This window comes from Streptococcus orisasini (assembly GCF_001431045.1).
In the GTDB taxonomy this organism is placed as follows: Bacteria; Bacillota; Bacilli; order Lactobacillales; family Streptococcaceae; genus Streptococcus; species Streptococcus orisasini.
Genome location: NZ_BCLE01000040.1, coordinates 43,451 through 69,564 on the forward strand (window position 1 = coordinate 43,451; position 26,114 = coordinate 69,564).

General features: G+C 41.3%; 26 protein-coding genes and 1 pseudogene. 24 read left to right on the forward strand and 3 right to left on the reverse strand.

What is annotated here, in order from left to right:
• Positions 1-32: 32 nt before the first annotated feature.
• Positions 33-581: a TetR/AcrR family transcriptional regulator gene (locus SCSH_RS08600; protein WP_057491480.1), complete on the reverse strand. Its 549-nt coding sequence runs from the start codon at positions 579-581 to the stop codon at positions 33-35.
• Between the two features lie 158 nt (positions 582-739).
• Here SCSH_RS08600 and SCSH_RS08605 point away from each other — a divergent pair, with 158 nt between their 5' ends.
• The 21 genes and pseudogenes from SCSH_RS08605 to SCSH_RS08695 all read left to right on the forward strand — a co-directional run bounded on the left by SCSH_RS08605 (position 740) and on the right by SCSH_RS08695 (position 19,958).
• Positions 740-1,441, forward strand: a complete 702-nt coding sequence (locus SCSH_RS08605; protein ID WP_057491481.1) for an ABC transporter ATP-binding protein — start codon at positions 740-742, stop codon at positions 1,439-1,441.
• Positions 1,442-1,451: 10 nt separating this feature from the next.
• Positions 1,452-4,091: an FtsX-like permease family protein gene (locus SCSH_RS08610; protein WP_057491504.1), complete on the forward strand. Its 2,640-nt coding sequence runs from the start codon at positions 1,452-1,454 to the stop codon at positions 4,089-4,091.
• 875 nt (positions 4,092-4,966) lie between these two features.
• Positions 4,967-5,092: pseudogene (locus SCSH_RS11480) on the forward strand (ISAs1 family transposase); the annotation flags it as partial.
• Positions 5,093-5,244: 152 nt separating this feature from the next.
• The gene (locus SCSH_RS08615; protein ID WP_305851982.1) at positions 5,245-5,805 is read left to right on the forward strand and encodes an HAD-IA family hydrolase; all 561 of its coding nucleotides are present in this window, start codon (positions 5,245-5,247) and stop codon (positions 5,803-5,805) included.
• 11 nt (positions 5,806-5,816) lie between these two features.
• On the forward strand, positions 5,817-7,769 hold the full coding sequence (gene gyrB, locus SCSH_RS08620; RefSeq protein WP_057491483.1) for a DNA topoisomerase (ATP-hydrolyzing) subunit B: 1,953 nt from the start codon (positions 5,817-5,819) through the stop codon (positions 7,767-7,769).
• Positions 7,770-7,861: 92 nt separating this feature from the next.
• A complete protein-coding gene (gene ezrA, locus SCSH_RS08625) occupies positions 7,862-9,586 on the forward strand; it encodes a septation ring formation regulator EzrA (RefSeq protein WP_057491484.1) in 1,725 nt (574 codons plus the stop codon).
• A 218-nt stretch (positions 9,587-9,804) separates the two neighbouring features.
• Positions 9,805-9,942: a hypothetical protein gene (locus tag SCSH_RS11125; protein ID WP_370695918.1), complete on the forward strand. Its 138-nt coding sequence runs from the start codon at positions 9,805-9,807 to the stop codon at positions 9,940-9,942.
• Positions 9,943-10,262: 320 nt separating this feature from the next.
• A complete protein-coding gene (locus SCSH_RS11130; protein WP_057491485.1) occupies positions 10,263-10,475 on the forward strand; it encodes a hypothetical protein in 213 nt (70 codons plus the stop codon).
• A gap of 130 nt (positions 10,476-10,605) precedes the next feature.
• The gene (locus SCSH_RS08635; RefSeq protein ID WP_057491486.1) at positions 10,606-10,788 is read left to right on the forward strand and encodes a hypothetical protein; all 183 of its coding nucleotides are present in this window, start codon (positions 10,606-10,608) and stop codon (positions 10,786-10,788) included.
• Positions 10,789-11,559: 771 nt separating this feature from the next.
• Positions 11,560-12,606: a histidinol-phosphate transaminase gene (gene hisC / locus SCSH_RS08640; protein WP_057491487.1), complete on the forward strand. Its 1,047-nt coding sequence runs from the start codon at positions 11,560-11,562 to the stop codon at positions 12,604-12,606.
• The gene (locus SCSH_RS08645; protein WP_057491488.1) at positions 12,603-13,580 is read left to right on the forward strand and encodes an ATP phosphoribosyltransferase regulatory subunit; all 978 of its coding nucleotides are present in this window, start codon (positions 12,603-12,605) and stop codon (positions 13,578-13,580) included. The genes hisC and SCSH_RS08645 overlap by 4 nt, the downstream gene beginning before the upstream one ends.
• Positions 13,577-14,227 (forward strand): ATP phosphoribosyltransferase, encoded by a 651-nt coding sequence (gene hisG, locus SCSH_RS08650; RefSeq protein ID WP_057491489.1) that lies wholly within the window; start codon positions 13,577-13,579, stop codon positions 14,225-14,227. Before SCSH_RS08645 ends, hisG begins: the two co-directional genes overlap by 4 nt.
• On the forward strand, positions 14,224-15,507 hold the full coding sequence (gene hisD / locus SCSH_RS08655; protein WP_057491490.1) for a histidinol dehydrogenase: 1,284 nt from the start codon (positions 14,224-14,226) through the stop codon (positions 15,505-15,507). The genes hisG and hisD overlap by 4 nt, the downstream gene beginning before the upstream one ends.
• Positions 15,494-16,141: a phosphoserine phosphatase SerB gene (gene serB, locus SCSH_RS08660; protein WP_057491491.1), complete on the forward strand. Its 648-nt coding sequence runs from the start codon at positions 15,494-15,496 to the stop codon at positions 16,139-16,141. Before hisD ends, serB begins: the two co-directional genes overlap by 14 nt.
• Positions 16,138-16,722 (forward strand): imidazoleglycerol-phosphate dehydratase HisB, encoded by a 585-nt coding sequence (hisB, locus tag SCSH_RS08665; RefSeq protein WP_057491492.1) that lies wholly within the window; start codon positions 16,138-16,140, stop codon positions 16,720-16,722. Before serB ends, hisB begins: the two co-directional genes overlap by 4 nt.
• Position 16,723: 1 nt before the next feature.
• Positions 16,724-17,332 carry an imidazole glycerol phosphate synthase subunit HisH gene (gene hisH / locus SCSH_RS08670; protein WP_057491493.1) on the forward strand — a complete coding sequence of 203 codons (609 nt, stop codon included), beginning with the start codon at positions 16,724-16,726 and terminating at the stop codon, positions 17,330-17,332.
• A 155-nt stretch (positions 17,333-17,487) separates the two neighbouring features.
• Positions 17,488-18,207, forward strand: coding sequence for a 1-(5-phosphoribosyl)-5-[(5-phosphoribosylamino)methylideneamino]imidazole-4-carboxamide isomerase (hisA, locus tag SCSH_RS08675; RefSeq protein ID WP_057491494.1), 720 nt, complete (start codon positions 17,488-17,490; stop codon positions 18,205-18,207).
• 2 nt (positions 18,208-18,209) lie between these two features.
• Positions 18,210-18,968: an imidazole glycerol phosphate synthase subunit HisF gene (gene hisF, locus SCSH_RS08680; protein WP_057491495.1), complete on the forward strand. Its 759-nt coding sequence runs from the start codon at positions 18,210-18,212 to the stop codon at positions 18,966-18,968.
• Positions 18,965-19,306, forward strand: coding sequence for a phosphoribosyl-AMP cyclohydrolase (gene hisI / locus SCSH_RS08685; RefSeq protein ID WP_057491496.1), 342 nt, complete (start codon positions 18,965-18,967; stop codon positions 19,304-19,306). The genes hisF and hisI overlap by 4 nt, the downstream gene beginning before the upstream one ends.
• Positions 19,307-19,449: 143 nt before the next feature.
• Complete coding sequence (gene hisE, locus SCSH_RS08690; protein WP_057491497.1) at positions 19,450-19,764, forward strand: phosphoribosyl-ATP diphosphatase; 315 nt, start codon at positions 19,450-19,452, stop codon at positions 19,762-19,764.
• A gap of 11 nt (positions 19,765-19,775) precedes the next feature.
• Positions 19,776-19,958, forward strand: a complete 183-nt coding sequence (locus SCSH_RS08695; protein ID WP_057491498.1) for a DivIVA domain-containing protein — start codon at positions 19,776-19,778, stop codon at positions 19,956-19,958.
• 222 nt (positions 19,959-20,180) lie between these two features.
• On the opposite strand, the gene SCSH_RS08700 is transcribed toward SCSH_RS08695, so the two are convergent.
• Both SCSH_RS08700 and mazE read right to left on the reverse strand, forming a co-directional pair.
• The gene (locus tag SCSH_RS08700; RefSeq protein ID WP_057491499.1) at positions 20,181-20,537 is read right to left on the reverse strand and encodes a type II toxin-antitoxin system PemK/MazF family toxin; all 357 of its coding nucleotides are present in this window, start codon (positions 20,535-20,537) and stop codon (positions 20,181-20,183) included.
• Positions 20,527-20,742: a type II toxin-antitoxin system PemI/MazE family antitoxin gene (gene mazE, locus SCSH_RS08705; protein WP_057491500.1), complete on the reverse strand. Its 216-nt coding sequence runs from the start codon at positions 20,740-20,742 to the stop codon at positions 20,527-20,529. Before mazE ends, SCSH_RS08700 begins: the two co-directional genes overlap by 11 nt.
• Before the next feature lie 240 nt (positions 20,743-20,982).
• On the opposite strand from mazE, the gene SCSH_RS08710 reads away from it, so the two are divergent.
• The 3 genes from SCSH_RS08710 to SCSH_RS08720 are packed head-to-tail and all read left to right on the forward strand — an operon-like array spanning position 20,983 to position 26,030.
• Entirely contained in the window at positions 20,983-21,654 is a 672-nt protein-coding gene (locus SCSH_RS08710; RefSeq protein ID WP_057491501.1) for an N-6 DNA methylase, read from the forward strand.
• 3 nt (positions 21,655-21,657) lie between these two features.
• Complete coding sequence (locus tag SCSH_RS08715; RefSeq protein WP_057491502.1) at positions 21,658-24,972, forward strand: DEAD/DEAH box helicase; 3,315 nt, start codon at positions 21,658-21,660, stop codon at positions 24,970-24,972.
• Positions 24,969-26,030 carry an Eco57I restriction-modification methylase domain-containing protein gene (locus SCSH_RS08720; RefSeq protein ID WP_057491503.1) on the forward strand — a complete coding sequence of 354 codons (1,062 nt, stop codon included), beginning with the start codon at positions 24,969-24,971 and terminating at the stop codon, positions 26,028-26,030. Before SCSH_RS08715 ends, SCSH_RS08720 begins: the two co-directional genes overlap by 4 nt.
• Positions 26,031-26,114: the final 84 nt, after the last annotated feature.

Here is a 26,114-nt window from a genome sequence, read left to right on the forward strand (position 1 = left end):
GACAAATTCTTTTTACGATATTAACTGATTGTTTAGGAAATACCAAAAATCTGGTCAATTTTGGCAATCATGGCGGCGATTTCTTCCGGTGATTCGCGCACGCCGTTTTTGATCCAGAGAACAACAATGTTTTCAATAGCTGCACACAGACTGCTTACCGCATAGGGTTCGGGTAGGTGAATACTACTTGTGATTTTTTTGACAGAAGAGGGATTGTTGTGAATCACTTCTTCTAAAAACTGGCGGACTTTTTTAGGAAAATCAATGAAAGACAACTGGGAAACGATTTTGAAAAAGCTCTCATACTCCTGTTTGATATTATACAGAGCTTTTGTGATAGCATCTTGATTGGTAAAATTATTGTGGACGAAAATAAGGGCGAAGCGTTGAGTGACCTCCTCGGAAATAGAATTTGCCAGATCGTTTTTATCCAAGTAATGTAGGTAAAAAGTACCGCGGTTGATGCCAGCAAGACTTGTAATATCACTAATGGTGATTTCAGATAACTCTTTTTTCTCAAGCAAACTAATAAAGGCGGCTTTTATTTTAGCTTCACTTTGAGTTTTACGAGCTTGGCTCATGTTGTGACTCCTTGTCAAAAAACAGTTTCAAAAAAATAAATGCTTAAATCAACAGAATGTTTATTTTTGTTCTTGTCATTTTGTCACAAGCATTATACAATAAGCACCGTATTAAATCAACAGACTGTTCAATCTGGTAGACTGGAAGGAAAATTATTATGCCTTATATAGAAATGAAAAACAGCTATAAGCGCTATCAAACAGGTGATACAGAAATTGTAGCTAATAATAATGTCAGCTTTTCAATTGAAAAGGGCGAATTGGTCATCATTCTGGGAGCTTCTGGCGCTGGCAAATCAACGGTACTGAACATTCTAGGAGGTATGGATACCAATGATGAGGGACAGGTTATCATTGACGGTCAGGATATCGCAGGTTACAGTGCCAAGCAGCGAACGGCTTACCGCCGCACAGATGTTGGCTTTGTTTTTCAGTTTTACAACTTGGTACCCAATCTGACCGCCAAAGAAAATGTAGAGTTAGCTTCAGAAATTGTTCCTGATGCGCGTGATGCTGCAGCAACGCTTGAGAGTGTGGGTTTGGGAAAACGCCTCAATAATTTTCCTGCTCAGCTTTCAGGCGGCGAGCAGCAGCGGGTATCCATTGCACGGGCAGTAGCTAAGAATCCCAAAATTCTACTTTGTGATGAACCGACAGGAGCACTTGACTACAAGACAGGCAAGCAGGTTTTAAAAATTTTGCAAAATATGTCGCAGAAACAAGGAGCAACTGTTATTATCGTTACTCATAACAGCTCGCTGGCACCAATTGCAGACCGGGTCATTTATATGCATGATGCACAGGTGGCTGATATTAAAACTAACCCATCCCCGCAGGATATTGATTTGATTGAGTACTAGGAGGTGGGAAATAGTGAAGAAAACTTATTGGAAGGATATTTGGAAGTCCATTCGAAAATCAAAGAGCCGTTTTTTATCTATTCTGCTCTTGTTGATGTTAGGATCATTTGCCTTAGTAGGTCTCAAAGTAACAGAACCCGATATGAGACAGTCAGCAGCTGAATATCTGGATAAACATAATACTATGGATTTGGCTGTGATTGCTAACTATGGTCTGAGCAAGGATGATCAAAAGGAATTAAACCAACTGAAAAGGGCTCAGGTGGACTATGGCCGCATGACTGATGTGACCATTAAGAAGGCAAATTCTGCTGTCCGCGTCTATTCAAAGGCTGACAAGATATCAACCTACGCCATCAATTCTGGGCGTCTGCCTCAAAACAGCCGAGAAATTGCTTTGGATGTCACACTGAGAGATGACTATAAAATTGGGGACAGGATTGCCTTTACACAGTCCGAGAACGCTCTGTTAAAGAAGGATAGCTATCGTATTGTCGGTTTTGTAACTTCCTCAGAAATTTGGTCTAAAACCTACATGGGGACATCAACTGCTGGAGATGGTTCTCTGTCTAATTATGCTGTAGTTACTGATGGTGCTTTTAATAGCGATACAGCCACTATTGCCCGCATTCGCTATGATGATTTAAAAAATCTTGATCCTTTTTCAGATGCCTATACCAAAAAACTGATGGCACATCAGGATAACTTGGATCGCCTCCTTAGTGACAATGGCAAAAAGCGATTGCAGACCTTGCAAAATTCTGCTCGGGCAAGAGTCTCTAAAAGTCGGCAGCAGGTAAAGGCAGCCAAAGATCAGCTGACGCTGCAAAAGGGTGCTCTTTCTTATTTGTCGGGCAGTCAATTGGCTACTGCCCAAAAAGCTGTTGCAGAAGCAGAAAAGAAAATTGTCAAGAGTGAGGCTGATATCAAAAAGGCTGAAACTGATATTGCTGCTATGTCAGAGCCATCATACAACAGCTACAATCGCTCGACTCTGCCAGGAGGCGGCGGTTATCAGACTTTTTCTTCCAGTTCTGCCAATGTCAGTGCTATTGGCAACCTTTTTCCGGTTGTTCTTTATCTTGTTGCCGTGCTGGTAACTTTTACAACGATGACACGTTTTGTAGACGAAGAGCGGACAAATTCAGGTGTTTTAAAGGCTTTAGGTTACTCCGATAAGGATGTCATCCAAAAATTTGTCATCTATGGTGCAGCTGCCAGTCTGATTGGTACAGTTTTAGGAATTTTAGCAGGCCATTATGTCTTGGCTCCAATCGTCTCCAACAGTACAACCAGCAGTCTGACCTTTAATCAGATGCACTATTATTTTTACTGGGATTACAGTTTGCTGGCACTTGTTATTAGCTTTTTAAGTGCAGTCTTGCCGGCTTTCTTGGTAGCTAAAAGGGAACTGACCGAAAACCCCGCCCAGCTCCTATTGCCCAAACCGCCTGCCAAGGGGGCTAAGATCTTGCTGGAAAGACTTCCTTTTATTTGGAACCGTCTGAGCTTTACTTATAAAGTCACCGTTAGAAATATTTTCCGTTACAAGCAGCGGATGCTGATGACTGTTTTCGGAGTCGCAGGCTCAGTTGCCTTGCTCTTTGCTGGTCTGGGAATTCAATCCTCCTTGAATAAAATTATAGATCATCAGTTTCATCAGATTACCCCTTACAATCTGCTAGCAGCAGTGAATGATAAGGCAGATGAAGCAGACAAAAAAGCCTTGGCCAAGGCTTTGCAGGACCAAGATATTGCAAAAAAGCTGCCTGTTTTCTATCAACAGACTAATACAGAGATTTCCGGGCTTGCTGACAAGCAGACTGTTTCTTTGCTGGCAGGTAGCCATGATCATTTTGATGGCTTCATTAACCTCAAAGACATAAAAAGCGGCAAAAAACTCCGCTTGACAGATAAGGGCGTTATTATCACCGAACTGTTAGCTAAGTATTATCACGTTCAGGCTGGCGATAAATTTACCTTCAAGGATGAAAATGGTAAAAAGATTCGTTTGAGGGTTGCAGCAGTAGCTGAGATGAATGTTGGCCATTATCTTTTGATGACAGACAGCTATTATCAAAAGAAATTTGGCAAAATCGCTAAAAACAATGCCTATCTCATTAATCTTAAAGATACTTCTTCGAATAATATTTCTGCTAAGGCAAGAGAGCTTTTGGCCATGGATGGCGTGTTGGCTGTTTCCCAAAGCCTGTCTGTTGTTAAGACGGTTGAGCTGGTCGTGAAGTCACTCAACGGAGCCATGACCGTTTTGGTTGTGACTTCGGTGCTGCTTGCAGTAGTTATTCTCTATAATTTAACCAATATTAATGTGGCTGAGCGCATTCGAGAACTCTCAACTATCAAGGTACTTGGTTTTTATGATCAAGAAGTTACCATGTACATTTACAGAGAAACCGTTTCGCTGTCTCTTATCGGTATTTTGCTGGGGCTATTGGCAGGTCATTATCTCCATAAGATTATTATGTCTATGATTGGTAATGATAATATCATGTTTGGCAATATTATTGATGGCTATATTTACGCTGTTCCAGTCTTTACTGTTGTTTTCATTTTGCTGATTTTGGGTCTGCTGGTTAATCGCCGCTTAAAAAATCTGGACATGCTGGAAGCACTCAAATCAGTTGATTGAGAGAAGCAGTCTGAGAAGTCAGTATCACTGCTGATAATAAGGGAATATAAAAAAGAGCGAGGATTAATCGTGATTTCGCAGAAATCGATTTTTCCTCACTCTTTTCTTTTTTGACTCGGATAAAAATTGCCCACTAACTAAAGTTAGTCTTAGCTTGAAGAAAAAGTCCTTTTTCTTTGATACTTCCTTAGGTGATGTCGGACGGCAGCGACTTCCTAGGGAATTCCATGCCTAAACTTTGAGCCACGGTCTCAAAGTTTCCGAGTGTCAGAATTGGCTTGAATTCACCGTTTCTGACACTTTCATCACGGCGGAAGTATCCTTTATCTAACTCGTTTGCGTTCGTGGAAATTTATATGGTAGTCTGCAGACTTTTTTACTGATCAAGATAGGCAATTGGAGATTTGTCTACAGTCTGAATCGTGATTTTACCACGATTTACTGATTTTTGTCCCACTCTCTAACATTGTGGGCGAATTATTCAATCGCAGTTCCAGTTTTTTAAGAGATGAATCTATAGGGACAGCACCGCAGCCCATTGAGCAGATAACGCAACCTGATTTTCCTACCAATGTTCCTTTGCATTTTAACATTGATAAGGATATAAAGTCAAATTTTAAGCTACGCAGATACGCCAAACACATGGAGAAAAATGTTGTCAGAAAAAATTTCATAAGCACAACCTCTCCTCTTTAAGTATAATAGACTTAGGTGGTGTTTTGAATGACTGAAATCTTTAATTTTCTGATTGTGGTGCGTAATGATCGTGATAAGCAGAAAATCAAAAGAACACTGTTTGTCTGATAGTGTTCTTTTGATTTTCTTTGCCCGACTAGTAGGAGCCAAATACTGAGGAGATATTGAAGACTTTTGGGAAAACTATCGCTGCTTATGTGCGAGGTCATTAGCATATAGAGAGCCTGCATTGACAGCTGGACACTGTTTTTCGAGAAGATGCCAATAAAACCTTGAACAAGCAAATGGCATTTAGCTTAATTGTATCAGTATGGCACTTGAGCACTATTTGGATCATTTATTGTAAGAAAAAAGACCAGAAGAGGATAGAGAGAAACATCATCTTTCATGCGTTTATCCTGTTTTTTCTTGTAGCCCTAACTATCAAAAATCTTAAAAATATGTTACAATGAAAGATATGAATTATCAGGATTATATCTGGGATTTAGGCGGAACGCTGCTTGATAATTATGGCATGTCAGCCAAGGCATTTGCTGTTACACTGGCAGATTTTGGTATTTTGGCCTCTTATCAGCAGGTCTATGACAAGCTGCGGGAGTCAACAGATGCTGCGATTGCTTATTTTGTGCCTGATCAGCCGGATTTTTTAAAGGCCTATAAGAAAAATGAGGCTAAATTTTTAGAACATCCCATTCTTTTCAAGGGAGCTAAGGAAATTCTTGAGAAGATTACAGCAAGCGGGGGACGCAATTTTTTGGTCTCTCACCGAGATGATCAGGTTTTGGAGATTCTGGAAAAAACAGGGATTGCTCCCTTTTTTACAGAAGTTGTTACCAGTAGTAGCGGCTTTGCCAGAAAGCCAGATCCCGCCAGCATGTTTTACCTCAAGAAAAAATACGCTATCAAAAAGGCGCTGGTTATCGGTGACCGCAGGATTGATATCGAAGCCGGCCAGGCAGCTGGTTTTGATACAGTATTGACAGATGGCTCTAAATCTCTGATAGAAATCATTAATTAAAGGTTAGGATAATGACAGAAGAAAACAAAAGTTTAGATCAATTAGCACAAGAATACGATGCCAGCCAGATTCAGGTTCTGGAAGGTCTGGAAGCTGTGCGTATGCGTCCAGGGATGTATATCGGTTCAACTTCTAAAGAAGGTCTTCACCACCTTGTCTGGGAAATCGTTGACAATTCCATCGATGAGGCTTTGGCAGGTTTTGCTAGCCACATTCAGGTTTTCATTGAAGAGGACAATTCCATTACAGTTATCGATGATGGCCGCGGGATTCCGGTTGATATTCAAGAAAAAACCGGTCGTCCGGCAGTTGAGACAGTCTTTACGGTTCTTCATGCTGGCGGTAAATTCGGCGGTGGCGGTTACAAGGTATCTGGCGGTCTTCACGGTGTTGGTTCATCTGTTGTTAATGCCTTGTCAACGCAATTGGATGTTCGTGTCCATAAGAACGGCAAGATTCATTTTCAGGAATATCGCCGCGGTGTAGTTGTTGATGATTTGAAAATTATTGGCGATACTGATACTACAGGTACAATTGTTCATTTTACGCCTGATCCTGAAATTTTTACCGAAACAACCGAATTTGATTTTGATAAACTGGCCAAACGTATTCAGGAACTTGCCTTTTTGAATAAGGGATTGAGAATTTCCATTACAGACAAGCGTTCTGGCCAGGAAAAAAATGAAGAATTTCATTACGAGGGCGGTATTGTCAGCTATGTGGAATTCATCAATGAAAATAAGGATGTTATCTTTAATCAGCCTATCTATACAGACGGTGAAATGGAAGGTATTACTGTAGAAGTGGCTATGCAGTACACTACTGGTTTTCATGAAAATATCATGAGTTTTGCCAATAACATCCATACCCATGAAGGCGGAACGCACGAACAAGGTTTCCGTACAGCCCTGACTCGGGTCATCAATGATTATGCCAAGAAAAATAAGATTCTCAAAGAAAATGAGGACAATTTGACTGGGGAAGATGTCCGCGAAGGTTTGACTGCTATTATCTCAGTTAAACACCCCAATCCGCAGTTTGAAGGCCAGACTAAAACCAAGCTTGGTAATTCAGAAGTCGTTAAAATTACTAACCGTCTTTTCAGCGATGCTTTCAGTCGATTTTTGCTGGAAAATCCTCAGGTAGCTAAAAAGATTGTAGAAAAGGGTATTCTGGCTTCCAAGGCGCGGATTGCTGCTAAGAGAGCGCGTGAGGTGACCCGCAAGAAGTCTGGTTTGGAAATTTCCAATTTGCCGGGCAAACTGGCAGACTGCTCCTCAAACGATCCTATGCAAAATGAACTCTTTATCGTTGAGGGGGATTCTGCAGGCGGTTCTGCTAAGTCAGGCCGCAACCGGGAATTTCAGGCAATTTTGCCCATTCGTGGTAAAATTCTCAATGTTGAGAAGGCTACCATGGATAAGATTTTAGCCAATGATGAGATTAGAAGTCTCTTTACAGCCATGGGGACTGGTTTTGGAGCAGACTTCGATGTTTCCAAAGCACGCTATCAAAAACTGGTTATCATGACTGATGCCGACGTTGACGGTGCCCATATCAGAACGCTTCTGTTGACGCTTATTTACCGCTTCATGCGTCCTGTCCTTGAAGCTGGTTATGTTTATATTGCACAGCCGCCAATTTACGGAGTCAAGGTTGGCAGCGACATTAAGGAATACATCCAGCCGGGTAATGATCAGGAAGAAAAACTGAAGGAAGCTTTAGAAAAATACAGTCAAGGTCGCTCTAAGCCGACGGTACAGCGTTACAAAGGTCTAGGGGAAATGGATGACCATCAGCTGTGGGAAACGACGATGAATCCAGATAACCGCCTGATGGCTCGCGTTTCAGTGGATGATGCAGCAGAAGCTGACAAGATATTTGACATGCTTATGGGAGACCGTGTTGAACCTCGCCGCGAATTTATTGAAGAAAATGCGGTTTATAGTACGCTTGACATTTAATCTGAGATTTTTTGAAAAGCAGCTAGAAGTATGTTATAATCGTAACGTTATAGCTTATTTTGACAATAATAAGACAATTTAAGGAGATTAGGATGTCTAGCGGAATTGTATTGCTGATAGTGGCAATTGTGCTGGTGGTGATTACTGCCTACCTGATTGCTATTATCATCAGAAAACGAAATGATTCGTTAATCACAAAATTAGAAGAACGCAAACAAAATCTTTTTGATTTGCCTGTCAATGATGAAATTGAAGAAGTTAAGAAACTCCATCTAATCGGTCAGAGTCAGACGACTTTTCGTGAATGGAATCAAAAGTGGGTTGACTTGTCTCTCAATTCATTCAGTGATATTGAAAATCATATTTTTGAAGCAGAAAATTTAAATGACACCTTCAATTTTATCCGTGCCCACAATCAAATCAACAGTATTGAAAGTCAGCTGAATCTTGCAGAAGAAGATATTAAAGCAATTAGAGAAGCTCTTGCTGTCTTAAAAGAACAGGAAGAAAAGAATAGCGCCCGTGTTTTGCATGCGCTTGAAATGTATGAAAAGCTGCAGGCTTCGGTTGAAGAAGGGGATAGCAATTTTGGGACCACCATGCCTGAAATTGAGAAACAGCTCAAAAATATTGAAGCTGAGTTTTCACAGTTTGTTACCTTGAATTCTTCAGGTGACCCTGTAGAAGCTTCTGAAATTCTTGATCGTGCTGAAGAACATACCATTGCACTGGGTCAAATGACTGAGAAGATTCCGGCTATCGTTGCTAAATTGGAAGATGATTTCCCTGATCAGCTGGATGATTTAGAGTCTGGTTATCGCCGGCTTCTGGAAGAAAATTATCATTTCCCTGAGAAAAATATCGAAGAACGTTTCCAAGAAATCCGCGAAGCAATTAGCAGTAATTCTAGTGAATTGGTCTCTTTGGACTTGGATAAGGCTGAGTCAGAAAATAAATCCATTCAAGAAAAAATTGATGCTCTCTACGATATTTTTGAGCGCGAAATCAGGGCTCATAAGAAAATTGTCAAGAGCAAGAAGATTATTCCGGCTTATTTGGAACATGCTAAGAAAAACAACGAGCAGCTGGAAGCAGAAATTGAGCGTCTGACACAGCGTTATATCTTAAATGAAAAAGAAGAAATCAATGTCCGTGATTTCAATGAAGATCTGACAACGATTGAAAAAGATGTTCTGCCGATTATTGAAAACTTTGAGGCACAGGAAAAACCATTCTCGCTGCTAGAGGATAAATTTGACCGTGCTATTCAAAAGCTTGATCTTGTTGAAGAAGGTCAGTTGGATGTTTTCAATGGTTTGAAAGATATTGAAGATATTGAAAAGACATCGCGTCAAAAATTGGACAGCTATATTAATCATCTGCATGCAATTAAACGTTTTATGGAGAAACGCAATCTCCCTGGTATTCCTCAAGAATTTTTAAGTGTTTTCTTTACAACCAGTGCTCAGCTGGAAGCCTTGATGGATGAGCTGAATCGTGCCCGCATCCACATTGAGACAGTGAGCCGTATGACAGAAGCAGCCACAGCTGCAGTTGAAAACCTGGAAGAAACAGCCTATCGGGTGGTTCAAAATGCGACATTGACAGAGCAGCTTCTACAGTACTCAAACCGCTACCGCAGCTTTGAGCCGAGTGTTCAGGAAAGCTTTGATATTGCTCTTAAACTCTTTGAAGAAGACTATGATTATCAAAGTTCCTTCGATGAAATTTCTTATGCTTTGGAAACTGTAGAGCCTGGTGTTACAGATCGTTTTGTTTCCTCCTATGAAAAAACGCGTGAAACCATTCGCTTTTAATAATACTGACAACACTGGTTAGCAAGGCTAATCAGTGTTTTTGACTTTAGTAGCCGAATAGATAGTAATTAAAAAATACAGAAAATTATACTTTGTGAGACAATTTTTTTTAGCGTTTTATTAAGGCAAGTTGAGCGATATTGTCAAATGAAAGGAAAATTGTTAAACTAAGCACTGTTAGCCAAGGATAATTGGCAAAAAATAAAAGAAAAATTTTGATGAATTCCTTAACTTTGGAGTCAATAACATTTGACAACTTTGGGGCAGCGGACACAGCTCTTCTTTTTAAATCAGAAGAAGGCTTGCTGCTCGCTATTACTAATGCAGCTGTTAACATGTGGGGACCATGGATTTAAAGAAGGTATTAAAATGCACTTTCCTAAATTTATTAATATTATCATGGGAGCTATACCGATACTGTTACTTTTGTTGGTTATATTTCCAAATAATAAAATGAGACTGTTCATCTATGCCCTACTCGTGATTAATGCACTGGCAATTATTTATATTTATTTGAAAAATAATTATCTTAGTCGCTAATGATTACATCATCAATTAATATTATCTGTGGCTGAAAAGACGCAGCCGCAATTGGCGGTATCGGCGGTGCTATTACTGGAGGCATTGCCGGATATAATCTACCATTTTAAGTTAATATATAGAAAGGCAAGTCATTATGATACCTTCAAAAAGATCAGTTTATCTAAGTTATGCCTATTTATTTAGCCTGCCAATTATCTTATTGGTTTCAGCTGTTTCTGAAAATACAACGGTTAAGATTATTATTTTTGGAATTTTTATGGCTGAATCTATCTTGGTCACTGCGCTTTGCTGGAAAGATTTCGTCAAAATCTTCAAGGGCGCTGTAGATTTTATGAAAAATAAATAGAAAAGTAAGACTTGTCTTGGGTTTGGTGCAGCCGCAATCGCAGAGGCCTCAAATCCACTTGGTTAGGTATTTCTGGGTGCTCAAGGTTTGGCATTAGCTGCTGAAATTGCATATGCTCAGCAGTAGGGAAATGAGGTGCGGAATTTTGGCAGAAAAAACGAATCAAAAAAGGCTACTTAAATTATTGGCTATGCTGTTAGCTTCAATGGTACTTGCTTGGCTCTTGTGGCCAATGTCAAAGGTTTTAGCTGGTTTTGTATTTATTCTAATTATGGTTGCTGCTATTTTTCAATTTTCATCTGAAAAACAGTAGATAGATGAATTAATGACCAAGAACTGGAATAATAGTGACCTAGCTCAAATAAAAAGTTTGATACTTCCTTAGGTGATGTCGGACGGCAGCGACTTCCTAGGGAATTTCATGCCTAAACTTTGAGCCACGGTCTCAAAGTTTCCGAGTGTCAGAATTGGCTAAAATTCACTATTTCTGACACTTTCATCACGGCGGAAGTATCCTTTATCTAACTCGTTTGCGTTCGTGGAAATTTATATGGTAGTCTGTAGTCTCCTTTTGCTGATCAAAATAGGCAAATGGAGATTTGTCTTCAGTCTGCACAACGGCTTTGCAGCCGTTGCTTTTTGGTTGTTAGTGATGGTATCGCTAACTTCAAGGGGCTTACTTTAGTAAGCGTAAACAGGGGGCTAGCGGAAGTCAGATGATAATTTAAGGCTTGCAATATTCAGAATTTTCTTGTAAAATAGAGAAAAATAGAAAAGCGATGAGAGAAAAAGTCTAAGTCACCGGATGGGTTGCAGGCACGAACAAGCTGATAATCTATCCGGCAGCAACAGAGAGTATGGTAGCTGAGAACATACAGGACATTTAGACGACACATTCTTGAGTGCGGGTGCCAAATCTGAGGAAAGTAGTGCTCGACGGGTCATTCACGTTACGAATTGGAGTTTCAAACTCCCTGAGGGTAGTCTGGCGACAGGCTGCTGAATTGAAGGTGGAACCACGTTTCAAGCGTCCTTGCAAGTTTTTTGCGAGGGCGTTTTTTGCATCGCTGGCAGAGGTGATAAGATGATTAGAGGATTGCGACAAATTGAACCCTATGTAGCAGGTGCTCAGCCTGCTGAGAAGAATATGATTAAGCTCAATACTAATGAGAATGCCTATGGTGCCAGCCCCAAGGTTCGTGAGGCTTTAGCAAGTTTTGATGCAGATAGTTTGCGCAAGTATTCGACTTTGGATCAGGCTGATTTACGAGTTGTCTTGGCTGAAAACTTACAGGTCAGACCTGAACAATTGATGATTGCTAATGGTTCAGATGATGTCTTGTCCATCGCCTTCTTAGCTTTTTTCAATAATGACGAGCCTGTTCTTTTTCCGGATTTAACCTATGGTTTTTACAAGGTCTGGGCAGATCTTTATCGGGTTAACTACCATGAAGTTCCTTTGGCAGAGGATTTCACCATCAAAACAGAGGATTATTTAGCCGATAATGGCGGGATTATTTTAACTAATCCTAATGCCCCTACCGGCATTTACAAACCACTTGCAGAGATTGAAGCTATTTTACAGGCTAATCGTGATGTGGTTGTTATCTTAGATGAGGCCTATATCAATTTTGGCGGTCAGTCGGCCATTCCTCTTCTTAGTAAATACGATAATCTTGTGATTACGCGGACCTTTTCTAAAGATGCGGCTTTAGCCGGCCTGCGTGTAGGTTATGCGATTGCGAGTCCTGAGCTGATTGCGGTGATGAATGCAGTCAAACATTCTATCAATCCTTATTCTGTTGATTTGCTGGCAGAAAAATTGGCAGCAGCAGCTGTTGAGGATTGGCCTTACTATCAGAAAACTGCTAAGAAAATCCAAAAGACCCGAGATTGGTTTTCTCAGCAGTTAGTCAAGCAGGGTTTTGCTGTTTTACCTAGTCAGGCAAATTTTGTGCTGACAAAGCCAGCAGGAATTTCTGCGGCAGCCTTGTTTAAAGCCTTGGAAGCCAGAAAAATTTATGTGCGTTATTTTCCAACAGTTGACAGGATTAAGGATTATTTGCGGATTTCAATTGGCCGTCAGGAAGAGATGGAAGCAGTTATCAAGACTATTGAGGATTTGAAATGAAAAAAACAAGTTTACCAGTTGGCATGCATGATAAGCTCTTTAAACGGGCGCGTGTCATGTATGAGATCGAACGAGATATCAGTGATCTTTTGATAAATGAGGGTTTCAACCGGATTGAAACACCTACTTTGGAGCATTTTGAGGTTTTCTCAGACACAATTAGTGCCAATAATTATAACCTCTTTGATAAGCAGGGAGAATTGTTGGCGCTGAGGCCTGATATTACCAGCCAGATTGGGCGGGTTATTGCATCGACACGGGTTAATACCCCTGTTAAGTTTTCCTACTCTGGCAAGGTTTTCAACTACAATGAGGAAATGCGGGGCTTAGCTAATGAGCACACACAAGCAGGTATTGAAATTGTTGGTTTCTCAGCTAAGGAAGCCCTCAAAGAAGCTGTGCTTTCTGCCAAAGAAGCCCTAGATGTTGCTAAGGTTAAAAACTATCAGTTTGAGTTTTCGCACGCTGCTATCTTACAGACCATCTTTGCTGAGTTGGCTCTGGATAAGGAAGTGGCAGAGGAGCTGTCAACTGCTATCAGAGATAAGAATATCACCGAACTCAATGAATTTACCAAGTCTCATCCTAGCGAATTTGATGATTTCATCAAAAATCTTCCTTATCTGTTTGGAGAAGTGGCTCTTGTTATCAGTAAGGCACGTGATCTGGTGCAAAATGCCCAGGTTTTGGCAGCCCTTGATGACATTGAAAATCTGCTGACTTGGCTTGGAGAAGATTTTGCTCCAGCGACTGTGGATCTTGGCCAGCTGTCCCGTATGCCTTACTACACAGGTATGATGTTTAAGGTTTTTGGCGAAAAAGTACCTGATGCTTTTGTGTCAGGCGGACGTTACGACAAACTCTTTGAACGCTTCGGCGCTAAGGAATTAACAGCAGTTGGCTGGGCTATTGATGTGGATAGTATCTACCAGGCCATTCATGATGATTTAAGCTCGCAAGGAGGGGCAAAATGACAAATAATCAACTGACAATTGCCCTCACCAAGGGGCGTATTGAGAAGGACACAATTAAGCTACTGGAAAAAGTTGGCCTTGATATGAGCTTTATGGCGGACAAGGGACGCAATTTAATCTTTGAAAGTCCTGATAAAAAGTTTCGTTTTCTCTTGGTTAAGGCACCTGATGTAACGACTTATGTGCGGCATGGGGTTGCAGACCTTGGTGTGGTCGGCAAGGATGTGCTGATTGAGCATCCAACAGGTTATTTGGAAATGCTGGACTTGAATTTAGGACTTTGCAAGTTTTCTGTGGCCTCCATTCCTAGTTATGATCCGGATGACCATAAGCGTAAGCGCATTGCGACCAAGTACCCAACGGTGGCTAGAGATTATTTCAAGAAAAAAGGGGAAGATGTGGAAATCATCTCCATTCAAGGAAGTGTGGAAATTTCCCCTGTCTTAGGGTTGGCAGATGCTATTGTTGATATTGTGGAGACAGGTAATACCTTGGTAGCCAACGGTTTGGTGGTCTTTGAAGATATTTGCCGTATTTCTTCTCGCCTGATTGCTAATAAGGCAGCTATCAAAAATAATCCAGAGCTACTGCCATTTATTCAGAGAATCGAGGCTATTGTCGGAAATGAGGAGGTACCCTTTGAATGAAACGACTAACAGGAAGTAATGAAGAAATTTCTAAGATTTTGTATCAGGAGCAGCTGGAGCTGAATAAACAAAACGTAGATGTTGAAGAAGCCGTGCGCGCCATCATTGACGATGTGAGAAATCGCGGTGATCAAGCCCTGCGCGACTATTCCATCAAGTTTGATAAGATTGATTTGACAGATTTTGAGGTGGGGCAAGACCTGATTGACCAAGCGTTTGCAGAGGTTGACAAGGACGTTTTGGCAGCGCTGGAGAATGCCAAGGCTAATATTGAATCCTACCACCGCCAGCAACTGGAGGCAGGGTTTGAAGATGAGCCATCTGACGGCGTTCTTCGCGGCCAGCTCATCCGTCCCATTGAGCGGGTGGGTGTTTATGTACCGGGCGGAACGGCTGCTTACCCATCTTCTGTTCTTATGAATGTCATTCCTGCTAAGATTGCAGGAGTCAAGGAAATCATCATGATCACACCGCCGCAGGAACAATTTGTGCCAGCCATTTTGGTTGCGGCTAAGCTAGCTGGAGTGGATAAGATTTACCAAGTCGGCGGTGCCCAAGGTGTGGCCGCTCTGGCCTATGGTACCCAAAGCATTCCAAAAGTGGATAAAATCACAGGTCCTGGGAATATCTTTGTGGCAACGGCTAAGAAAGAGGTTTATGGTACCGTTGGCATTGATATGATTGCGGGTCCTTCAGAAATCGGTGTCATCGCTGACAGTACCGCAAGTCCTCGTTTTGTAGCGGCAGATTTGCTGTCACAGGCTGAGCATGACAAATTGGCTCGTGCCATTTTGGTGACCAATTCTGAAACTCTGGCTGATGCGGTCGAAGCTGAGATCGAAACTCAGCTGCAAACCTTGCCGCGTCAGGAAATTGCCCGTGCTTCTATTGAAAATAATGGACGGATTATTATCGCCCAAGATGTGGACGGTATGTTTGAACTCATGAATTTAGTGGCGCCAGAACACTTGGAAATTGCCATGGAAAATGCTTATGATTATCTGGACAAGGTTGAAAATGCCGGATCTGTTTTCCTTGGGCATTATACCAGCGAACCTATCGGTGATTACTATGCAGGTGCCAATCACGTCTTGCCAACAACAGCGACCAGCCGCTTTTCATCAGCGCTTGGCGTGCATGACTTCGTCAAACGCATCCAATACATCCAATACAGCAAGGCTGCGGTCAACAGTGCAGAAAAAGACATTACAACTTTGGCCTATGCAGAAGGCCTGCAAGCCCATGCCAGAGCCATCGAGGTGAGAAATGACCAAAATTAAGGGATTGTTAGTCATGGACGTGGATTCAACCCTCGTTCAGGAAGAAGTGATTGATTTGCTGGGAGAAGAAGCAGGCGTTGGCGAGCAAGTAGCTGCCATTACCGAGCGTGCCATGCGGGGTGAGCTGGACTTTAAAGAAGCTCTGGCTGAACGTGTGGCCACCTTGAAAGGATTGTCAGAAAACATCTTTGATAAGGTTTATGCCCGCATTCATTTTAACAAGGGAGCCAAGGAATTAGTGGCTGAATTGCACGCGCGCGGTTACAAGGTCGGTCTGGTATCCGGCGGCTTTCATGAGACAGTTGACCATCTGGCTGCTGAGGCAAATGTTGACTATGTCATGGCCAACCACTTGGAGACGGCAGACGGCGTTCTGACAGGTCGAACCTACGGTGACATTGTGACCAAGGAGGTCAAGGTGCAAAAGCTCCGCGATTGGGCTGCGGAAAATGGGCTGACGCTGGCAGACACTGTTGCCATGGGTGACGGAGCCAATGACCTGCCCATGATTCACGAGGCTGGTATTGGCATTGCCTTTTGTGCCAAACCAATCGTACGCAAGCAAGCCCCCTACCAAATCAATGAGCCAGATTTGTACAAAGTGATTGAGATATTAGATGAGGTAAGAAAATGAGACAAGCAGAAATTAAGCGCAATACCTTTGAAACCAAAATCAAACTGAGCCTGAATTTAGATGAACAAGAACCCGTAGATATTCAGACAGGCGTTGGTTTTTTTGACCACATGCTGACCCTCTTTGCCCGCCATGGACGGCTGTCCTTGGTGGTCAAGGCTGACGGAGATATCTGGGTGGACAGCCATCACACGGTGGAAGATGTCGGTATTGTCTTAGGCCAGGCCCTGCGCCAGGCCTTGGGAGACAAGGCCGGTATCAACCGCTATGGAACAAGTTTTGTGCCCATGGACGAAACACTGGGTATGGCCAGTCTTGATTTGTCGGGCCGCTCTTACCTCGTTTTTGATGCTGACTTTGACAATCCTAAACTGGGCAATTTTGATACCGAATTGGTGGAAGAATTCTTCCAAGCCCTTGCCTTTAATGTGCAGATGAATTTGCACTTGAAAATCTTGCATGGTAAAAATAACCACCACAAGGCAGAAAGTCTGTTTAAGGCGACCGGCCGTGCCCTGCGTCAAGCAGTCACTATCAACCCAGAAATTCACGGGGTGAACTCCACCAAAGGAATGTTGTGATATGAAAATGATAGTCATTGATTATGATGCCGGCAATACGGCTAATGTCTCGCGTGCCTTGGATAAGATCGGTGTTGAGGCTGAACTGTCAGCTGACCCGCAAAAGATTTTAGCAGCTTCTGGCTTGATTTTGCCGGGAGTAGGAGCCTATCCTGCAGCAATGGCCGAGTTGGAAAAACGAGGGCTAGTATCCACTATTAAAAAGGCCGTTGCCAAGGGCACACCGCTTCTAGGAATTTGTCTGGGCATGCAATTGCTGACCGAAACAGGTCTGGAGCATCGTGAAACGTCTGGCCTAGGCTTCATTCCAGGTGCGACGCGTGAAATCCCAGCCAAGAATGGTTTTCCAGTACCCCATATGGGTTGGAATGATTTACAGGTCAAGCAGGAGTCGCCGCTGACAGCTGGCTTGCAGGATCAGGCAGTCTATTTCGTGCACAGCTATTTTACAGATGTCCCCGAAGCATATATTGATGTAGTAGCTGACTATTCTATCCAAGTACCCGCCATGATTCACAAGGACAATGTCTATGGCGCCCAGTTTCACCCCGAAAAATCAGGAACTGTCGGACTGGGCATTCTCAAAAAATTTGTGAGCTTGTGTGATTGATGAAAATAAATTAGAAAGGACGGTTCATTCAGGTATCTTCTGAACTGAACCCGAGCTAAAAGCGTCGTGAAAAAGATAAACTGTCTAGTGACTAAAGCCATATCGTCAGTTTCCTATTTTCTTCTTGCTTTCTTAACGCTCTTGGTATCTTAATTATGCAGATTCTTCCTGCTATTGACATTAAAGACGGTCAGGCTGTCCGCCTTTTCAAAGGTGATTTTAACCAGCAGACAGTGGTTAATCCTGATGTGCTGGGTCAGGCACGCATTTTTGCAGACGCGGGTATTGACTTCATTCACGTTGTGGATCTTGATGGAGCTCTGGACGGTCAGGCGACCAATCGCGATCTCATTGCAGCGCTGAAAGTGGCGACAGGCCTTGGTGTTGAAGTTGGCGGCGGCATTCGTACGTTGGAGCAGATTGAGGACTATCTCAATGTCGGTATTGACCGTGTCATCATCGGATCTATGGCTGTTAAAAATCCCGCTTTTGTCAAGGCTGCACTGGATAAGTTTGGGGCAGATAAGATTGTCATTGGCATTGATGCCAAGGACGGTTATGTTGCTACTGAAGGGTGGCTCGCGACCAGCACGGTTGACTACATCAGCTTGGCCAAGGAAATGGAAAGAATGGGAGTCAAGCTCTTTGTCTACACCGATGTTGACCGAGACGGCACGCTGACCGGTCCCAATTTTGACCATTATGAGCGGTTAGTTGCTGAGTTGACGACTGCCAAGGTTATCGCCTCTGGCGGCATTGCAGAACTTAGTAATTTAACCAAGCTCCAAGAAATCGGCGTAGCGGGTATCATTGTCGGTAAGGCCTACTATAACGGCAATATCACGCTGGACGAGTTAAAAAATTTTGGAGGATAAACATGCTGAAAAAACGAATTATTCCCTGCCTTGATGTCAAGGACGGGCGCGTGGTCAAGGGGGTTAATTTTGTCAATCTGACCGATGTCGGTGATCCAGTAGATTCGGCGCGTGCTTACTACCAAGCGGGCTGTGACGAACTAGTCTTCCTAGATATCACGGCGACCTCTGACAATCGCGAAACCACAGTAGATATGGTGCGGCGCGTGGCAGATCAAGTCTTTATTCCCTTTACCGTCGGCGGCGGTATTCGCTCGGCTGAGGACATGAATAAGATGCTCAAGGCTGGCGCTGATAAGGTTGCAGTCAATTCTTCGGCTGTGGCCAATCCGCAGCTCATCGCAGACTGTGCTGAAAAATTTGGCAGCCAATGTGTGGTGGTGGCCATTGATGCCAAGAAGCAGGCTGACGGCAGTTGGCATGTCTATGTGGCTGGCGGCCGCAAGGACACAGGCAGGGATCTGATTGACTGGGTCAAAGAAGCTGTTAGTTTGGGTGCGGGTGAGATTCTTCTGACCTCTATGGACAAGGACGGCACCAAATCAGGCTTTGATTTGGACATGCTAAATGCAGTCGCAGCGGTGGCAGATGTCCCTATCATTGCCTCAGGCGGTGCAGGAAACATTACCCACATGGTGGAAGTTTTTGAGAAAACCCCAGCGACTGGAGCCTTGGCAGCCTCTATTTTTCACTATGGAGAAGTTGCTGTCGCAGATACCAAGCAAGCCATGGCAGCAGCAGGAATTGAGGTGCGCTTATGACAGATATTCAACTTGATTTTACTAAGCAGGGCGGACTGATTCCTGTTATCGTGACGGATCATGTGACAGGACAGGTTCTTATGCTAGCTTATATGAATGAGGAAAGCTATCAGCTGACCCTCAAAACCAAGCAGATGCACTATTGGAGCCGCTCGCGGCAGGAACTCTGGCATAAGGGAGCAACCAGCGGTCATTACCAATATATCAAATCCATCAAAACAGACTGCGACCAAGACACCCTGCTCATCTCCGTTGAACAAGTCGGCGCAGCCTGTCATACAGGAGCCTATTCTTGCTTTTTCAATGAGATTTACAGTGAAGGAGAAGATGAAAAATAAGCTCTGCTATTTTTCAAAAAATCAAAAGAAAGGAATTGAGTTTGAGCTAAAAGCTCGGAATTTAGATAAATTATCTGGAAATCAGGATTTTCCGATAATTTCCTAAAATTCGGTCGTTTTTTAGACAATCTCACATCTTAATTATGTTAGAAACCTTATACAAAGAAGCGCTGGATCGCAAACAGCACCCAAAAGAAGGGTCTTACACCAACTACCTTTTTGACAAGGGTCTGGACAAGATTTTAAAAAAGGTTGGTGAAGAAGCCACCGAAGTTGTTATCGGTGCCAAAAATGCAGACAAAGAAGAAATCGCCAATGAAACAGCCGATGTCCTCTACCATTTGGCCGTCATGCTGGTTGAAACAGGCGTGACGCCGGACGATGTCAATAAAGTGCTGGAAGCCCGCCAGGGCAAAAAAAGCAATGTCCATGACCGCAGGGAAGTGACGGAATATTAGAAAGGGCAGGAATGGTCACATCGCAGCAAATCAAAGAAAAGTTATTTTCCGTAAAATTTCGAGGCTACGACCAAGAAGAAGTCGATATTTTTCTTGATGAAATCGTAGAAACCCTAAATAGTTTAGAGCAGGAGAATCAGTCGCTCAAAAGACAGATCAAACGACTGAAGTCGGGAGATGACTATTTGTTATAAGAATAACAGCAAAACAAAAGAGTTTGGGACAAAAGTCTCAAACTCTTTCAATTTATGAAGTATCACATATTAACGCAGTGGTTTATTGGAAGTCCTTATCCCTTGCTACGCAAGTGATAGCGGCCATCCTAATAAACTGTGCGGAGGTGGGACAACAAAATCGAAATCGCCATTTCATGACGATTTACCGATTTTTGTCCCACTCTCTTTTTTGATGCAGAATTAGCCCTTTAAATCTTCAAAAATGTAGGGATAAAGCTGTGCCACTTTTTGAAAAGCCCAAGTGTCCAGCTGTCCGACTTTTTGAATGTTGCGGGCACGATAGTCAAAGGTGTAAAGTTGAAAAGGGTTGATAGCGCCATCTATCTCTGGATGATGGACCTCAACAAGAAGATTTTGTGCTTTCAGTTTCTTTTGCCCATGGGTGATGGGACAAACAGCCACAAACCCAGTCTGTTTAGCGTAGTTTTGACTGGAGATGACTAGGGCAGGGCGGCGTTTTTGAATTTCCTTGCCTGTTGAAGGGTCAAAATCTATCCAGACCAAATCTTGTTTCTGGGGAATATAGTTAGACTTCATGATCCAGCAAAGCCATCCCTTCAAAATCGTCGGACATGGCTAAATCAGTCTTGCCATCAAAAGGATTAGCAAGCTTTGGTGCCAGAACAATCACATCATCAACCCCTCTGTAAACAGAGAACTCAGTGCCTTCTTTTACCTTTAGATCCTTTGGAATCGTCACAGTCATAGAATTCCCAACCTTTCTCGCTTTTACTGTTGCCATGAAAATCACCCCTAAGTTCTTTTGTATATATTAAGTGTATACAAAAGAGCTGGCAAAGTCAAATGGCTTTCATAGGATTATTTGGGAAATGATGATGAAGTAGCCTTTTTCACCTCTAACAAATATGGTAAAATAAAATTACAATTTTAAATTAAAACAAGAAGCGAGGCTAGCCTCCTTTGTTATATTCATAACAAAGGAATCCCAACAGTCTCTTGCTTTTTACGGAAAAAGTGGAGCATGAACGGAAAACTAATAAAAAGTAAAGAACGTGTCCAAAAACATGGGGAAGTCTTTACCCCTCCTTGGATCGTCAACTTAATGTTGGATCAAGTAAAAAAACAAACCGACGATATTTATGCAACTTTCCTAGAGCCTGCGGCAGGTGAAGGTGCCTTTTTAACAGCTATTTTAGAAAGAAAGTTGGAGAGCGTTACAAAGCAATATGATAGACGTTATTGGAAAACAAAATCATTATTTGCTTTAGCATCTATTTACGGGATTGAATTACTAGAAGACAATCTTTATTACGCGAGGCAAAATCTCCTAAATACATTTATTACCTTTCACGAGAACCATAACCATAGTGTCGGTAAGTCAACAAATTTATACAAAGCAGCTTATTTTATTATTCAAAAGAACATTGTTTGGGGCAATACTTTAATGAGACTAAGACCTGATGGAAAACTTATTATGTTTTCTGAATGGAAAAGAGTAAAAGGTTATCCATCGCAAGTTGAACGTATACCATTTACATATTCTAGCTTGTTTGAAGAAGAGTCTGACGATGAGCAGCTTGACTTATTTGAAGTAGAGGGACAGTTGAGCCTATTCGAAGATGAACATGTTGGTGAAGCAAAAAAATACAAAATTGTAGATATTTTACATGTGTTTAAAGAGGAGATGGAGTAGGTAATGAATAAAAGAACAACTATTAAAACTAGCAGGACAGTTTTTCCAAAAATTTATGCTTATACATTACCGCTAGAAGCAAAAGATGTTCAAGGATGGGTCAAAATTGGATATACAGAACGAGAAAATGAGGATATACGCATTCAAGAACAGCCTGGCCCAAAAGTTTTTGGACAATATCATAAACTATGGGTAAAGTCTGCTCGAAATATTGATGGTGAATTTTTTACAGATCATGATTTTCATAGTTTTATTCAAAAACGGGGTATTAAGCGTGAAACAAAGTATGCCAGTAATGAATGGTTTTATTTTAATGGAACTCCTGATAATGCCTTAAAACTTTATAAAGATTTTGTAACCAAAGATTTTGCAGATAAATCAGGAGAAGGTCACCTGTATCAGCTTAGAAATGAACAAGCTAATGCAGTGCTTCAAGCAAAGTCTTACTTTGATAAGGGTGGTAAAGAATTTCTTTGGAATGCGAAACCTCGTTTTGGTAAGACACTAGCGACCTATGATTTAGCACGTAAACTTGATGCCGTAAATGTTTTGATTGTAACAAATCGTCCAGCTATTGCAAATTCATGGTTTGACGACTATGAAAAATTTATTGGCTGGCAGACGAACTATTTATTTGTCAGTGAGACAGATTCCTTAAAAAATCGTTCTACGCTTAGTCGTAGTGAATTTGTATCAATGGTACAAGATCACTCTGATTACAATCAGATTGCTTTTATATCGTTACAAGATTTAAAGGGATCTAAGTATTTTGGTGATGGACCGTATGATAAGCTTAAATGGGTAGCAGATACAAATTGGGATTTGCTAGTTATTGATGAAGCTCATGAGGGAATTGATACATTCAAAACAGATAAGGCTTTTAACCGTTTAAGTCGCAAATGGACATTACACCTTTCTGGAACACCTTTCAAAGCATTGGCTTCTGATAAATTTACAGAAGAGCAAGTCTACACATGGTCTTATGAAGATGAACAGACCGCTAAGGAAACTTGGTCGGAAGATAGTAATAATCCTTACGAAGATTTACCAACACTTAATTTATTTACTTATCAACTATCTAGCATGATGACAGATAGAGTAAATCAAGGGACTCAAGTTAATGATGAAGAAATTCCCTATTATTTTGACCTCAACGAATTTTTTGCTGTCAATGAAAGTGGCAAATTTATTTATGAAGCGGATGTTGTTAAGTTTTTAGATGCTTTAACCCATAATGAGAAATATCCTTTTTCAACATCAGAATTACGAGATGAGCTCAAACACACTTTTTGGCTTCTTAATCGTGTAGCTTCGGCAAAAGCACTTGCCAAATTACTCAAAAATCATCCAATCTTTAAAGAATATGAAGTTGTGATTGCTGCTGGAAATGGTAAAGGAGATAATGAAACAGAAGACATTCAAGCTAATGAAGCAAGCTTTGCGCGTGTTTTGAAAGCTATCGAAGAAAATGATAAAACCATTACTTTATCTGTTGGTCAGCTGACAACAGGAGTTACTGTTAAGCCTTGGACGGCAGTGCTGATGCTTTCCAATATTAAATCCCCTTCTGTTTATATGCAGGCGGCTTTTCGGGCGCAGAATGCCTATAGTTTTGAAGATGAAGAAGGAAATCTAAAACGTAAAGAAAACGCTTATGTTTTTGATTTTGCACCAGAACGCACCTTGATTCTTTTTGATGAATTTGCTAATAACCTTAAGAAATCAACAGTCAATGGTGCTGGCACTAGTCAAGAACGTAAGGCCAATATTCAAAATCTCCTTAATTTCCTACCTGTAATTGGCGAAGATAGCGATGGGAAAATGATTGAGTTAGATGCGGAAAAAGTTCTAACGATTCCTCATAAACTCAAAGCTACTGAGGTGGTTCGTCATGGCTTTATGAGCAATTTTCTATTTGCTAATATTTCTTCAATTTTTCAAGCTCCGCCTATTGTGCAAGAGACCTTAAACCAGCTTGAACCGGCCAAGGAAGATAAAAAGAAAAATAAAACAATTGATACAGGTGCCATAGAAACTGATGAAAATGGTAATGTTCAAATATCTGATAAAATTGTTATCAATAAAACAGAGGCAATCTTTGGGGATGAAAAGGTTGTAGAAGTGACGGATGCTCTTCGTACCAATATTGAGAAAATGGATATAGACTCTGCAGAAAAGTTTATTAATCAGGTAGCTGATACAGCTGTTAAAACGATACGGCCAGATTTAGAAACTGTCAAAAATCAATTTGAAAATGTCCATAAATCGGATATTGATCGCATGCAAAAGACAATGCAAAACCATGTTGAGCAAGAAGTAAAAGAAAAATATTTGTCTTTCGATCATAAGCAAGCTGAAATCAAGAGAAATTATGAAGAAAAACTAAATGAAGCCATAACAGAGCAGGAAAGAGCAGCTATTTTAGTTGCAGAGGAAGTAGACCTATCTACTGCTTTTCAAGAACTGCAGACAGACCTGATGTCTGATCTATCAACAACTCTCGCAGAAGCTCAAGAAGCAGCTGTTAAGGAGCAGGAAGTTCGTCAGGCTGAACGTAAAAAAGCTAGCATAGAACAAGATGTTCGTGACCATCTACGTGGTTTTTCACGGACAATTCCTAGTTTTATTATGGCATATGGAGATGAAAATCTGACCTTGGCAAATTTTGATGAGTATGCACCAGATGAAGTTTTTGAAGAGGTAACAGGTATTACAGAAGATCAATTCCGTTTCTTGAGAGATGGTGGGGATTATACGGACGAAGAAACAGGAGAAACGAAGCATTATGAGGGACATCTCTTTGATGAAGTTGTCTTTAATCAATCCATTCAAGAGTTCTTAAGTCTCAAGTCTAAATTGGCCAACTACTTTGATGACAGCCAGACAGAGGATATCTTTGACTATATCCCCTTGCAAAAGACCAACCAAAAGTTTACACCACGCAAATACGTCAAACTCATGGTAGATAGTTTGGAAGCCGAAAATCCCGATATCTTTGAAGATTTAAATAGGACATTTTTTAATCCTTATGTGAAGTCAGGACTTTATCTGACAGAAGTAGCTAAAAAACTTTACCACAGTCAGACTCACAGAGCAGCCTTTCCAAATGGACAAGAACGTATCAAGCATATTCTGGAAAATCAGGTCTTTGGTGCAGCTCCAACTGAGATTATCTATCATATTGCGAAAACATTTGTATTTGGTCAATTTGATCATATCGATACGCGTAACCTAAAGTATTTAGATTTAGCACCTGCTGCAAAAAATGGAACCATGCAGGAAGCTGTCACCCAAGCTTTTGGAGGAGAAATGAAATGACAGAACAATTTAAATTTGATGTGATAATAGGGAATCCACCGTATCAGGATACTGCATTAGGGGATAACGTGACTTATGCACCGCCGATTTATCATGAATTTATGGAAGAAGCTTATAAATTGTCTGATAAAGTCTCTTTTATAACCCCAGCTCGTTTTCTTTTTAATGCTGGCAGCACTCCAAAGGCGTGGAATAAGAAAATGCTTTCGGATGAAAGTCTTAAAGTTGTTTACTTTGAACCGGATAGTTCTAAAGTATTTCAGAATACTGATATAAAGGGTGGTATTGCTATTACATATCGTGACATGGCAAAAAAATTTGGTGCAATTGATACTTTCACTTCTTTTGAGGAGCTTAATCATATTTTGCATAAAGTATCAGCGGTTGGAGAAAATACCCTAGATAGCATTATTAGTGGTCGTGGTGTTTATAAGTTGTCTAAAGTAGCTTTAGATACATATCCTGAAATTGAAAATATCCAGTCCAAAGGTCATAAATTTGATATTGGCTCAGGTGCTTTTAAAATTTTGAAGAATTTACTATTTTTTGAACAAAAACCAGCAGATCGAGAAAACTATTCTCAATTTTTAGGTTTGTCTAATTTAAAAAGAGTGTATTGTTGGATTGATAGGAGATATATTAATCCGCCAGAAAGCTTTTATAAGTATAAAGTGTTTATTCCTCAGGCAAATGGTAGTGGAGCTATAGGTGAGGTACTGTCTACACCTCTGATAGGGGAACCTCTGATAGGGGAACCCCTGATAGGGGCTACGGAAACTTTTCTTTCCATTGGTGCATATGAAACATACTACGAAGCAGAAGCAACATTGAAATATGTGAAAACAAAATTTGCTAGAACAATGCTCGGAATTTTAAAAATTACACAAGCAAATACTAGAGATAAATGGGCCAAAGTTCCCCTCCAAGATTTTACTCCTAATTCTGATATTGACTGGAATCAATCTATTCCAGAGATTGATCAGCAGCTTTATAAAAAATACGGTTTGTCACGAGATGAGATTGATTTTATTGAGGAAAAGGTTAAAGCGATGGAATAAAAATGATTGACAAATATAAAATAAAGATATACAATAAGAGCATAGGATTAGGTCAGGAAGCGTACGGCGCCCTGGCTATTTTTG